12 protein-coding genes are annotated in these 12,997 nt (G+C 60.9%); 10 read left to right on the top strand and 2 right to left on the bottom strand.

Going from position 1 to position 12,997, the window contains the following annotated elements; all coding sequences use genetic code 11:
* Nucleotides 1–34: 34 nt before the first annotated feature.
* Nucleotides 35–1,009 (top strand): SrkA family protein kinase, encoded by a 975-nt coding sequence (locus CFBP1590_RS02400; protein WP_004880140.1) that lies wholly within the window; start codon nt 35–37, stop codon nt 1,007–1,009.
* Between the two features lie 344 nt (nt 1,010–1,353).
* Nucleotides 1,354–2,241: an EamA family transporter RarD gene (gene rarD, locus CFBP1590_RS02395; protein WP_029244106.1), complete on the top strand. Its 888-nt coding sequence runs from the start codon at nt 1,354–1,356 to the stop codon at nt 2,239–2,241.
* Between the two features lie 213 nt (nt 2,242–2,454).
* On the opposite strand, the gene CFBP1590_RS02390 is transcribed toward rarD, so the two are convergent.
* Nucleotides 2,455–2,982 (bottom strand): glycine cleavage system transcriptional repressor, encoded by a 528-nt coding sequence (locus CFBP1590_RS02390; protein WP_029244107.1) that lies wholly within the window; start codon nt 2,980–2,982, stop codon nt 2,455–2,457.
* A 311-nt stretch (nt 2,983–3,293) separates the two neighbouring features.
* Between CFBP1590_RS02390 and CFBP1590_RS02385 the strand changes: the two genes are divergently transcribed.
* Nucleotides 3,294–5,471, top strand: a complete 2,178-nt coding sequence (locus tag CFBP1590_RS02385; RefSeq protein WP_088234416.1) for a malate synthase G — start codon at nt 3,294–3,296, stop codon at nt 5,469–5,471.
* A 277-nt stretch (nt 5,472–5,748) separates the two neighbouring features.
* Here CFBP1590_RS02385 and CFBP1590_RS02380 read toward each other — a convergent pair whose 3' ends face one another.
* Nucleotides 5,749–6,192 (bottom strand): response regulator, encoded by a 444-nt coding sequence (locus tag CFBP1590_RS02380; RefSeq protein WP_004880150.1) that lies wholly within the window; start codon nt 6,190–6,192, stop codon nt 5,749–5,751.
* A gap of 229 nt (nt 6,193–6,421) precedes the next feature.
* Here CFBP1590_RS02380 and CFBP1590_RS02375 point away from each other — a divergent pair, with 229 nt between their 5' ends.
* The 7 genes from CFBP1590_RS02375 to CFBP1590_RS02345 all read left to right on the top strand — a co-directional run bounded on the left by CFBP1590_RS02375 (nt 6,422) and on the right by CFBP1590_RS02345 (nt 12,973).
* Entirely contained in the window at nt 6,422–8,356 is a 1,935-nt protein-coding gene (locus CFBP1590_RS02375; protein ID WP_058432358.1) for a DUF294 nucleotidyltransferase-like domain-containing protein, read from the top strand.
* Nucleotides 8,357–8,369: 13 nt separating this feature from the next.
* Entirely contained in the window at nt 8,370–9,083 is a 714-nt protein-coding gene (locus tag CFBP1590_RS02370) for a 3'-5' exonuclease (RefSeq protein WP_029244110.1), read from the top strand.
* A 239-nt stretch (nt 9,084–9,322) separates the two neighbouring features.
* On the top strand, nt 9,323–9,841 hold the full coding sequence (locus CFBP1590_RS02365) for an RNA polymerase sigma factor (protein WP_029244111.1): 519 nt from the start codon (nt 9,323–9,325) through the stop codon (nt 9,839–9,841).
* On the top strand, nt 9,838–10,821 hold the full coding sequence (locus CFBP1590_RS02360; protein ID WP_029244112.1) for a FecR domain-containing protein: 984 nt from the start codon (nt 9,838–9,840) through the stop codon (nt 10,819–10,821). Before CFBP1590_RS02365 ends, CFBP1590_RS02360 begins: the two co-directional genes overlap by 4 nt.
* Nucleotides 10,822–10,920: 99 nt before the next feature.
* Nucleotides 10,921–12,054, top strand: a complete 1,134-nt coding sequence (locus CFBP1590_RS02355) for a PepSY-associated TM helix domain-containing protein (protein ID WP_029244113.1) — start codon at nt 10,921–10,923, stop codon at nt 12,052–12,054.
* The gene (locus CFBP1590_RS02350) at nt 12,051–12,230 is read left to right on the top strand and encodes a hypothetical protein (RefSeq protein WP_029244114.1); all 180 of its coding nucleotides are present in this window, start codon (nt 12,051–12,053) and stop codon (nt 12,228–12,230) included. The genes CFBP1590_RS02355 and CFBP1590_RS02350 overlap by 4 nt, the downstream gene beginning before the upstream one ends.
* 113 nt (nt 12,231–12,343) lie before the next feature.
* Nucleotides 12,344–12,973: a glutathione S-transferase family protein gene (locus tag CFBP1590_RS02345; protein ID WP_029244115.1), complete on the top strand. Its 630-nt coding sequence runs from the start codon at nt 12,344–12,346 to the stop codon at nt 12,971–12,973.
* Nucleotides 12,974–12,997: the final 24 nt, after the last annotated feature.

The raw sequence follows: 12,997 nt of genomic DNA, 5'->3' as shown, positions 1-12,997 counted from the left end.
CCGACGCGGCAACCTGCTGCGCGCAGGAGTAGTCATGGCTCATCCGTTCGCAACACTTACTCCCGACCTCGTCCTCGATGCCGTCGAAAGCATCGGTTTTCTCAGTGATGCGCGCATCCTGGCGCTCAACAGTTATGAAAACCGGGTGTATCAGGTCGGTATCGAAGACGGCCAGCCGCTGATCGCCAAGTTCTACCGCCCGCAACGCTGGACCAATGAGGCGATTCTCGAAGAGCACAGCTTCACGCAGGAGCTGACCGCAGTCGAAGTACCCGTGGTCGCGCCCATGGTGCACAACGGTGAAACCCTGTTCGAACATGCGGGCTTTCGCTTCACCCTGTTCCCACGTCGTGGCGGGCGCGCGCCCGAGCCGGGGAATCTCGATCAGTTGTACCGCCTGGGCCAGTTGCTGGGCCGCATCCATGCCGTCGGTGCAACCAAGCCGTTCGCACATCGCGAAGCGCTGGGCGTGAAGAATTTCGGCAATGACTCGGTCAACTACCTGCTGGAAAACGACTGCATCCCGCGCAGCCTGTTGCCCGCCTACGAGTCCGTGGCGCGCGACCTGCTCAAGCGGGTCGAGGATGTCTACGCGGCAACTCCGCACACCAACATCCGCATGCACGGCGACTGCCACCCCGGCAACATGATGTGCCGCGACGAAGTGTTCCACATCGTCGACCTGGACGACTGTCGCATGGGGCCTGCGGTGCAGGACGTCTGGATGATGCTGGCCGGTGATCGCCAGGAACGTCTCGGACAACTGTCAGAGCTGATGGACGGCTACAACGAATTCCACGATTTCGACCCGCGCGAACTGGCTCTGATCGAGCCGCTACGCGCCCTGCGCCTGATGCACTACAGCGCCTGGCTGGCGCGCCGCTGGGATGACCCGGCCTTCCCGCACAGCTTCCCCTGGTTCGGCACCGAACGTTACTGGGGCGACCACATTCTGGCCCTGCGCGAACAGATGTCGGCGTTGAACGAGGAGCCACTGAAGCTGTTTTGAACACTCAATGATCGTTCTCACGCGCTCAGCGTTATACACAAATCCTCCTGGAGGAATACGATGATGATCGTTCCCACGCTCTGCGTGGGAATGCTTCCCAGGATGCTCCGCGTCCGCTCTCGAATGTGGCGCAGATACGCGCCCAGGCTCCAGCGTTATCTACGTCATGCGCTCGGCTCACTGGAGCCTCAGCCTGTGCCATTTGTGACGCGGAGCGTCACGGGAGGCATGCCCACGCGGAGCGATGGGCACGATCAGTGTCGAGGCGGACGTGTGTATAACCATGAGCACTGTGCGCGGGCACGATGAAACACTTATAAAAACCTGCTTTTAAGGGACGACCCATGCAAGCTGCCAATCCGCGTCGCGGATACATTCTCGGCCTGAGTGCTTACACCATCTGGGGCCTGTTCCCCATCTACTTCAAAGCCATCGCCGCCGTTCCGGCCATCGAGATCATCATTCACCGGGTGCTCTGGTCGGCGCTGTTCGGCTCGATCGTGCTGATGTTCTGGAAACACCCCGGCTGGTGGCGCGAACTGCGAGACAACCCGAAACGCCTCGCGGTGCTGGCACTCAGCGGTTCGTTAATCGCAGCCAACTGGATTGTGTACGTGTGGGCGGTGAACAACGGGCGCATGGTCGAAGCCAGTCTTGGGTATTACATCAATCCGCTGGTCAACGTGCTGCTCGGCATGGTGCTGCTGGGTGAACGGCTCAGGCGTCTGCAATGGCTGGCAGTGGGTTTTGCCGCAGCCGGGGTGGCGCAGCAGGTCTGGCAGGTCGGCAATCTGCCGTGGGTCTCGCTGGTGCTACCGCTGACATTCGGCTTCTACGGGCTGATCCGCAAGAAAGCCCCGGTCGCAGCCCTGCCCGGGCTGGTCGTGGAAACCTGGATGCTGGTGCCGCTGGCACTGATCTGGCTGGCGCTCAATCCTGGCGCGCTGAGTGCGCAGGCCGAGTTCTGGACCACCTCTCAGGCACTCTGGCTGGCAGCCGCAGGCCCGGTCACGCTGATCCCGCTGGTGTGCTTCAACGCTGCTGCCCGACATCTGCCTTACACCACGCTGGGCTTTCTCCAATATCTGGCACCGACACTGGTCCTGTTGCTGGCCGTGCTGCTTTACGACGAGCACATGAACGCCAGCACCATTGTCACCTTCGCCTGCATCTGGGCGGGTCTTGCGATTTACAGCATCGACGCCTGGCTGAGTCTGCGCCGCCGAAGCTGATCAAAAAACATACAGAACCTTGCAAGCCACGTTCTACGTGGCCTGCAAAGGGTTCTCCAACGGTTATCCACAGGCAGGCTCACGCTATTTGTGCACAAGCCGTTGAAACTGTTGAATTTTTGATCAGTTCTCGCAAAGCCGCGCTACACATGGCGTGCAACGCGATTCCCCCAGCTTATCCACAGGCAGGTGCAGGATAAGCGTGGATAAGCCTCAGCGTGGTTTGTCTTCTGAACGCAACACCAACTCCACCATCAGGTCATCCGCCAGTGTTTCCAACCGTGCCTGCAGGTCGTCCAGCGACAGGCTCAACGGCACGCCGAGCAACGCATCGGCATGAAACAGCAGTTCGCTGCTCATGGGCGCAGGCGATACATCGGTGATCAGCCGTTCGACGTTGACGCCCTGCTCCGCCAGCACACGGGTGATGTCACGCACGATACCCGCGCGGTCGTTGCCGACCAGTTCCATGCTGATCGGTCGGGTCTGGCCAGTGGTCTCGACCACGCTTTCGGCGAGCAGCATGCGGATGCCATGGGCCGAAAGCGCATTCAGCGCGGCGATCAGGTCATCGTACTTTTCAGGTTCCACGCCCACTTTCAGAATGCCCGCGAACTGCCCGGCCATGCGGGACATGCGGCTCTCCAGCCAGTTGCCACCCTGCTCGGCGATGCATTGGGCAATACGCTCGACCAGTCCGGGCTTGTCAGGTGCAACCAGCGTTACGACGAGATGATCCACGGTCAATTCCTCTTGTTGTTCACAATGCAAGGGTTGGATGAGTATAGGCACGGTTGCGCAGCGGACCGCGAATGGCAAATCGTGTACCGTTCAACACGACATGTGGAACAATCCAGACGGCTTTTGAGCACAGCACGAAGAAAGCGTGACCGGATAAGACAATCCAGTCGTTCTATCGACATATTCGCCAGCGTTTTCACAAGGCTGCCGCTCATGTAGTATTTCGCAGCGCGCACTACATAAAACCAAAACCAATAACAGAGCGCTCCTTGAGTGAGCTCGACCCTGCTGAGCAGAGTGAGGCAAGTGCAATGACTGAGTACGTTCAAGTCGGTGGCCTGCGGGTCGCCAAAGCCCTGTATGACTTCGTACAGAACGAAGCCATTCCCGGAACCGGCCTCAGTGTCGATGCGTTCTGGGCCGGTGCGGACCCACTGATCCACGACCTCGCTCCGAAAAACCGCGCTCTTCTCGAAAAACGTGACGACTTGCAGGCGAGAATCAATGCCTGGCATCAGTCCCATGCCGGACAGGCCCACGACGCCTCGTCTTACAAGGCATTCCTTCAGGAAATCGGTTATTTGCTGCCAGAAGCGGCGGACTTCCAGATCACGACGCAAAACGTCGATGAAGAAATCGCCACCATGGCTGGCCCGCAACTGGTCGTGCCGGTGATGAACGCACGCTTTGCGCTCAACGCATCCAACGCCCGTTGGGGCTCGCTGTACGACGCGCTCTATGGCACCGATGCCATCAGCGAAGCGGGTGGCGCCGAGAAGGGCAAAGGCTACAACAAGGTGCGTGGCGACAAGGTCATTGCCTTCGCCCGCGCCTTCCTTGATGACGCGGCACCGCTGTCAGCGGGCTCGCACGTTGAATCGACCGCCTACAGAATGATCGACGGCAAGCTGGTGGTCAGCCTCAAGGGCGGCAGCAACACCGGGCTCAGGAACGACTCACAACTGATCGGCTTCCAGGGCGATGCCTCGGCACCGATCGCCGTGCTGCTCGAACACAACGGCCTGCATTTCGAAATCCAGATCGACGCATCCAGCCCCGTCGGACAGACCGATCCTGCAGGCGTGAAAGACATCCTGATGGAAGCCGCGCTGACCACCATCATGGACTGCGAAGACTCCATCGCTGCGGTCGATGCCGACGACAAGGTCGTCGTGTATCGCAACTGGCTGGGCCTGATGAAAGGCGATCTGGCCGAGTCGGTGTCCAAGGGCGGCGAAACCTTCACCCGCACCATGAACCCGGACCGCGTCTACACCACGCCTGCTGGCGGCGAAGTGACGCTGCACGGACGCTCGCTGCTGTTCATCCGCAACGTCGGTCACCTGATGACCATTGATGCGATTCTGGACAAAAACGGTAACGAAGTGCCAGAAGGCATCCTCGACGGTCTGCTGACCAGCCTCGCGGCGATGCACAACCTCAACGGCAACACCACGCGCAGCAACAGCCGTCGCGGCTCGATGTACATCGTCAAACCGAAAATGCACGGCCCGGAAGAAGCCGCCTTTACCAACGAGTTGTTCGGCCGTGTCGAACAAGTACTGGGCCTGCCACGCAACACACTGAAAGTCGGGATCATGGACGAGGAACGCCGTACTACGGTGAACCTCAAGGCCTGCATCCAAGCTGCAAGCGAGCGCGTGGTGTTCATCAACACCGGTTTCCTGGACCGCACGGGCGATGAAATTCACACCTCGATGGAAGCAGGTCCCGTGGTGCGCAAGGCGCAGATGAAGGCTGAAAAATGGATTGCGGCCTACGAGAACTCCAACGTCGATATCGGCCTGAAATGCGGCCTGCAAGGCAAGGCGCAGATCGGCAAGGGCATGTGGGCGATGCCTGACCTGATGGCTGCAATGCTGGAGCAGAAAATCGCTCACCCGCTGGCCGGTGCCAACACCGCTTGGGTGCCTTCGCCGACGGCTGCTGCCTTGCATGCGCTGCACTATCACAAGGTCGATGTGTTCGCCCGTCAGGCCGAACTGGCTCAGCGCGAGCAGGCGTCTGTGGACGACATCCTGACCATCCCGCTCGCGCCTAATACCAACTGGACGCCTGAAGAAATCCAGAACGAACTGGACAACAACGCGCAGGGCATTCTGGGTTACGTGGTGCGCTGGATCGATCAGGGCGTAGGCTGCTCGAAGGTGCCGGATATCAACGACATCGGCCTGATGGAAGACCGCGCAACGCTGCGCATTTCCAGCCAGCACATGGCCAACTGGCTGCGCCATGGCGTGGTCACTGAAGCGCAGGTGCTGGAAAGCCTGAAACGCATGGCTCCGGTGGTGGATAGGCAGAACGCAGGCGATGCGCTGTATCGTCCACTGGCTCCGGACTTCGACAGCAACATTGCCTTCCAGGCAGCGGTTGAACTGGTGATCGAAGGCACTCGCCAGCCGAACGGCTACACCGAGCCGGTGCTGCATCGTCGTCGTCGCGAGTTCAAGGCTAAAAACGCTCAGTAACGCCGCAGGCAAAGCGCGCTCCAGGGCTCAGGCCCTGGCGGCGCACGCGCCAACCGTAATTTACTGAAATGTACGCACGTCTGTTTCTGCCCGAAGGGCGTAGGAGCTCTCGGAGGTTACGACGGCAGCGATGGGCTGCGCAGCGGCCCTAAGGTTGCATCTGACATACCGCGTGTGCAGGTTTTGCTGCCGGTTCCCGGCAGATCGCGGGCAAGCGCGCTCCTACGGTCGGTGTTTGCTGCGAGACAGCGCGGTATCAGAGCCATTGAGGCAGCCGTTACATCCCCAGTTCCCGCCTGATCAGCTTCACCAGTTGCTTGGTGTTGAGCGGCTTGAGCAGAAAATCAACGACGTTCAGGTGCATCGCATCGATGGCGTCGCGCACATTGGCGTCGCCTGAAACGATGATGATGGGCAATTCGGCGCGATCGGATTCTCGCACCTGACGTATCAGGTCCAGACCATCCGACGGCGCCATGCGCAGGTCAGTGATCAAGAGACCGATGGACTCACGCGTCCTGATCAGCTCAAGCGCCCCATCGACATCCGACGCTGTCATGCAGCTGATGTCGTTGAGGCTGAGAATTTCGGCCAGCAGCTCGCGCGCGTCGTTGTCGTCATCGACGATCAGCACGCGTTGTGGCGCATCGCGGTCAGGCTCCAGCATGACCTCAGTGAGGGCTCTGCGCTCTTCGTCGCTCAATATGTCGTGGTCAATCATCGCAATCTCATCATTCCCTGAACCTATCCGACAGCAGATAAAGTAGACCTGCACTGTATTTCGTCGGCTTCCCGGCCAATGATCGTTCGCGCTCCAGTGCGTTCGTTCACCACTCTCTGGCAACAGCGTGACCTATAACGTTCAGCAAAGGCGTAAGACTTACGTCCAATGGGCACTGTGCTGCAAGCGGCCGACCATGAGCGTCAATAACAAGAACGCGGAACAGCTCATGAGTAAAGCAGACGCTTTCACCCAGGCAGGCAAGACAGCGGTGCTGCAGAACATTCACGGCACCATGCAGTTCCTGCAACGATTCCCGCCTTTCAACCAGATGGAAAACGCCCATCTGGCCTACCTCGTAGAGCAATGTCAGCTCAGGTTTTACGCTGCCGATGAGAGCATCATCAAGCCTGGCGATGGGCCAGTAGAGCACTTTTATATCGTCAAACAGGGCCGAGTGGTAGGCGAACGTCCGCATTCTGCCAAAGGCGGTACTGAAACCACCTTTGAAATCACCACCGGCGAATGTTTTCCACTGGCGGCATTGCTGGGCGAACGGGCCACGCGCACCGAGCATCTGGCCGCCGAAGACACGTTTTGCCTGCAACTGAACAAGCAGGCGTTCATCAAGTTGTTCGCACTGTCCACGACCTTTCGCGACTTCGCCTTGCGCGGCGTCAGCAGTTTGCTGGATCAGGTCAATCAGCAGGTTCAGCAACGTGCCGCTGAAACCCTGGGGACGCAGTACTCCCTGAACACTCGCCTTGGCGAATTGGCCATGCGGCACCCGGTCATGTGTGGCCCCGACATGCCGATGCGTGAAGCCGTCAAGCTGATGCATGAACAGCAAGTAGGCAGCATCGTGATCGTCGATGAACGTCAGGCGCCGCTGGGCATTTTCACCCTGCGTGATCTGCGCGAAGCAGTCGCCGATGTCTCTACCGACTTCGGTGCAGAAATCCGCCACAGCATGAGCCAGTCACCCTTTCACCTGAGCCCCGACGCAAGTGCATTCGATGCAGCCATCGCGATGACCGGGCGGCACATTGCCCATGTGTGTCTGGTCAAGGATGGACGCCTGTGCGGCGTTGTTTCCGAGCGGGATCTGTTCTCCCTGCAACGGGTCGACCTGGTGCATCTGGCGCGCACCATTCGCAATGCGCCACGCATCGAAGCGCTGACCGGACTGCGCGGCGATATCGTTCAGCTGGTCGATCGCATGCTGGCCCACGGTGCTTCTTCGACTCAGATCACGCAGATCATCACACTGCTCAACGACCACACCGTCTGCCGGGTCATCGAACTGACGCTCGAAGAAAAGGGTGATCCCGGCGTGCCGTTCAGTTGGCTGTGCTTCGGCAGCGAAGGCCGACGCGAGCAGACGCTGCATACCGATCAGGACAACGGCATTCTGTTCGAGGCCGCCGACGCCGCAGAAGCTGCTCGCATTCGCGCCCTGCTGCTGCCGATTGCCGAGCGGATCAACCAGAGTCTGGCGCAGTGCGGCTTCACGCTGTGCAAAGGCAACATCATGGCCAGCAACCCTGAATTGTGTCTGTCGCGCGCCGAATGGGCCCGACGGTTCGCGTCGTTCATTCGGGAAGCCACACCCGAGAATCTGCTGGCCTCGAGCATCTACTTCGACCTGCGTGTGGTCTGGGGCGATGAAAGCGGCTGCGAGCAACTGCGTCGCGGCATTCTCGAGCAGGTCGCGGACAACAAACTGTTCCAGCGCATGATGGCTGAAAACGCACTGCGCCAACGTCCGCCCGTGGGCCGTTTCAAGGACTTCGTGCTGGCCCGCAAGGGCAGCGAAAAAGACACGCTGGACCTGAAAACCGAAGGCCTGACGCCGTTCGTGGATGGCGCGCGACTCTTGGCGCTGGCCAACGGCATCGGGGCCAACAATACCCTGGAGCGCCTGCGGCAACTGGTCGAGCGTGAGGCCATCGACCCGCTGGACGGTGCGGCCTATGAAGAGGCATATCACTTCATCCAGCAGACGCGCATGCAGCAGCACCAATTGCAGAGCCGCCAGAACCTGGCGTACTCCAACCGCATCGATCCGGACACCCTGAACCATCTGGACCGGCGCATCCTGCGTGAATCGTTTCGTCAGGCGCAGCGTCTGCAAACCAGCCTGACAATGCGCTATCAACTGTGAATATCGACGTCCTATGAATCTGTTCGACTGGCTGAAGCCTCGCCCCAGAACCGCACCGCTGGACAACCAACAGGTGCAGCGGCTCAACGCACTGCCAAGCTGCGCGAAGCTGAGCGACCAGCCATTGCGCCAGCAGCGCTGGGTGGTGCTGGATCTGGAAACCAGCGGCCTTAACATGAACCGCGACCAGGTGCTGTCCATCGGCGCGGTGGTGATCGAGGACGGCGCCATCGATCTGGGCCAACAATTCGAGCGCACGCTGTTGCGCATCGATCACAAAGTCAGCCCGGCGGTGTTGATTCACGGCCTGGCACCCAGTGCGATTGCAGCGGGCAGTGAGCCGGTCGAGGCGCTGCTGGATTTCATGGAGTTTCTGGGCGACAGCCCGGTGCTGGGGTTTCATGCGCCGTTCGACCAGCACATGCTGTCGCGTGCCTTGAAAGACAGCCTGAATTACCGCCTGCAGCATCCTTTTTTCGACGTCGCGGAAATCGCGCCGATGCTCTGCGAGCAGGCCAATCTGCGCCACGCCGGACTGGACGACTGGACCCGCTTCTTCGGCCTGCACGCCGAAGAGCGCCACAACGCCAGCGCCGATGCACTGGTCACCGCCGAGCTGGCCCTGATCCTCTTCAGCCACGCCCGCCGTCAACAGATCGACAGCCCGGTTCGTCTGGAGGAATGCCTGGGCCAGTGGCGCAGGCGCAAGCAGTCGCATTCGTTTTGATCATGTGGTCGGCACCATTGGGACGCAGAGCGTCCCGGGCTGCATTCCCAAGCAGAGCGTAGGAACGATCATCAGCGGATGCGGAACGTCCTGGACGGCGTTACCTGGCAGGAGCGTAGTAACGCTCAGGCAGCCGAATGTCTCTCCTCAGGCGACAGACGCCAATTGCCACTACCCACGCGCCCTGTCACAATCGCGAATGATTCTCTTTAGTTAGATTCTTCTCATCGAGGCCGTTCGTGTCGTCAGTCCCAAGCCCTCATAGCGAGATCGTTGGAGCGTTGTATCGCGATCACCGCAGCTGGCTGCTGGGTTGGCTTCGGCGCAACGTTGCCTGCCCGCAACGTGCGCAGGATCTGAGCCAGGACACCTTCGTACGCTTGCTGGGGCGTGATGAACTGGAGGCACCCAGAGAGCCGCGGGCGTTTCTGGCGACGGTTGCGAAAGGCCTGATGTTCGATCATTTCCGCCGTGCTGCGCTGGAACAGGCGTATCTCTGCGAACTGATGCAAGTCCCGGAAGCCGAACAACCCTCTCCCGAAGAGCAGTTGCTGATTCTGGAAGACCTGAAAACGATCGATCGCCTGCTGGCCACCTTGTCGAGCAAGGCGCGTGCGGCCTTTTTGTATAGCCGTCTGGATGGCATGAGTCATGGCGAAATTGCCGAAAGGCTGGGCGTCTCGGTGTCGCGGGTCAGGCAGTATCTGGCCCAGGCCATACGTCAGTGCTATGCAGCGCTGTATGGCACGCCGACATGAACGCCAGTCCGGTATCGGCGCGCGTGCTGGATGCAGCCATCGAGTGGCAACTGAATCTGGATTCGACCAGCGGCAACGATGCCGAGCGGGCCGAGTTCGCCCGCTGGCTGGCGGCCGATGAAGAACACGCCCGTGCCTGGAGCCAGTTGGGCATGCTCAACCAGCGTTTTTCCGTGCCGTCAGGTCCGGCGCGCAAGGCCTTGCAACAATCGCCCGGCACCCTGCGGCGCAGTCTGCGCAAGCTCGGTGGCGGTCTGGCCGGGGTGTTCCTGGCCTGCGGTCTGGCGCTGTTCACCGCTGACCGTTACCTCGCGCTGGACTACTGGCTCGCCGATCAGCGCACCGCGACCGGCGAACAGCGCGATGTGCGTCTGGCCGACAACACCGTCATTCGCCTCAACACCCACAGCGCAATCGATGTGCGCTTCGATGCGAATCAGCGTCGAGTGATCCTGCAGGACGGCGAGATACTGGTGCAGACCGGCGATCATGACGATCCCCGGCCCTTCATCGTGGAAACCCCGGACGGCAATATGCGGGCGCTCGGCACGCGTTTTCTGGTCAGGCGCGACGCCGACGGCACGCTGCTCAGCGTGCTGCAATCGGCGGTCGCCGCCAACGCGCGTGATCTTCCTCAGGAGCAGATCCTGCGTGAAGGCCAGCAGATCCGCTTGACCCGTGACGGCCTGGGTCCGCTGCTGGCCCTGCCAATGGGGGCGGACGCGTGGACCCGCGGCATGCTGGTGGTGGACAACGCTCGCCTGCAGGACATGCTGGCGGAGTTGGGTCGTTATCGAGCCGGGCATCTGGGCGTCGACCCGCAGGTGGCCGACCTGCGCATCACCGGAAGTTTTCCGCTGACCGATACCGACCTGGCGCTCAAGGCGTTGCTGCCTGCGTTGCCGGTTCGGATCGAAGAACATACGCCCTGGTGGGTCACGGTCCTGCCAAGGAATGACACCGCTGCGGCAAAACTCTGAAACACAGCGGCGGGCCTCGACCTTGCTCTGTGCTGACACTTTTCAGGTTTCATGCGGCTCAGCCTTAACGAGCCCTGCCCTTTCGCCTGTGGATACCCCATGAAAAGCCAAACCGTGCGTCGCTGGTCTGTCGTCCATACCTGGAGCAGCCTGATCTGCACACTGTTCCTGTTGATGCTGGCCATTACCGGTCTGCCGCTGATCTTTCACCACGAGATCGATCACTTGCTGGGCGATGCGCCGCAGTACAGGGAGATGCCTGCGGACACGCCTCACTTGAATCTGGAGCAGCTGGCGAAGGCTGCTGAAGCGCATCGTCCCGGTGAGGTGATGCAGTATTTCGGCTGGGATGACGAAGACCCCAATGGCGTGATGGCCATCACGGCGGCAACGGCCGGAACCGAGCCCAACTCGTCCCACACCTTCGCGCTGGATGCCCGTACTGGCGAAGCGCTGGAAATGCCGTCGGCCAACGGCGGCTTCATGATGGTCATGCTGCGCCTGCACGTGGACATGTACGCCGAACTGCCGGGCAAGCTGCTGCTGGCCTTCATGGGATTGCTGTTCGTGGTGGCGATTGTCTCCGGGACGGTGCTGTATTCACCGTTCATGCGCAAGCTGGAGTTCGGCACGGTCCGGGCGAGCAAGTCCACCCGGACCCGCTGGCTCGACCTGCATAACCTGATCGGCGTCGTGACCCTCACCTGGGCGCTGGTGGTGGGCGTCACGGGCGTGATCAGTGCCTGTGCCGACCTGTTGATTGCTTCGTGGCGCAATGACGCGCTGGCAACCATGATCGCGCCCTATCGCGACGCACCACCGCTGACGCAACGCGCCCCGGCCACACGCCTGCTGGAAATCGCCGAATCCGCCGCGCCCGGCATGCAGGCCGACTTCATCGCCTTCCCCGGCACGCGCTTCTCCAGCGAGCATCACTACGCGGTCTTTCTCAAGGGCAACACACACCTGACCGCGCACCTGGCGACGCCGGTATTGATCGATGCCCAGACCCTGCAAGTCACCGCCGTGGTCGAACGGCCGTGGTATATGGACGCACTGGGCATGTCGCAACCGCTGCACTTCGGTGACTACGGCGGCATGCCGATGAAGATTCTTTGGGCGGCACTGGATGTGCTGACCATCATTGTGCTCGGCAGCGGCGTTTACCTGTGGTGGGTCAGACGCCGCGCCGCCCGAACAGTGAGCGCGACCCAGGCGCAGGTGACGCAATGAGTGGCAAGCCGTCCCGGTTCTGGAAAACCTTCGCCAAACCCGCATGGATCGCAATGCTGACAGGCGCAGGTCTGTTTGCGGCGCTGCTGGGCGATGGCTGGTGGGACACGCTGGCGTGGGCAGGCATGGGGATAGCTGCGGGGTTGAGTATCCGAGGATTGCTGGTGCGACATTGAGAGAGCGGACGCGGACTTGAAATCGAGCTCGTTCAAAGCCAATCCACTCAACCCGATTGCAGTCCCACCACTCGCTGACTAGTCTATGGACCTGTCTCAGTCGAGGAACACCCATGTCTGCCCCCCAGATGACGTTGTATTTCAACGCGGCCTCTCCCTTCGCCCGCAAGGTGGTGGTGATGCTTCATGAAACCGGTCAGGTTGACCGCGTGCACTTGCATCCCACGGTGCTGACACCCGTCAATCCGTCTGACGAGCTCAACGGCGACAACCCGGCAGGCAAGCTTCCGGCGCTGCGCCTGGCCGATGGCAATGTGATCCACGACAGCCGGGTCATCCTCGATTATCTGGACCATCAACATGTCGGCAATCCGCTGATCCCGCGCGACGGCTCGGCACGCTGGAGACGACTGACCATCGCCTCGCTGGCCGATGCCATACTCGATGCCGCCGTCCTGATCCGCTATGAAACCGCCCTGCGCCCTGCCGAGAAGCACTGGGATCTGTGGCTGGAGAATCAGCAGGCAAAGATCGAACGCACGCTCACCTATCTTGAGCAGGACGCCATCACCGAACTCAGCCCGTCATTCGATGTGGCGTCCATCAGCGTCGCGGCCGCTCTGGGGTATCTGGACTTCCGCCAGCCTGACCTGCGCTGGCGCGGTGCCTATCCTCGTCTGGCCAACTGGTACCTGGAAGTCAGCCAGCGACCTTCGATGCTGGCGACTCAGCCACCGGTCTGAGGCTGCGTGATCGATTGCCGGGGC

The sequence above is a fragment of the Pseudomonas viridiflava genome (assembly GCF_900184295.1).
GTDB classification, from domain to species: domain Bacteria; phylum Pseudomonadota; class Gammaproteobacteria; order Pseudomonadales; family Pseudomonadaceae; genus Aquipseudomonas; species Aquipseudomonas viridiflava.
This window is presented reverse-complemented; position numbering and strand designations above follow the sequence as displayed.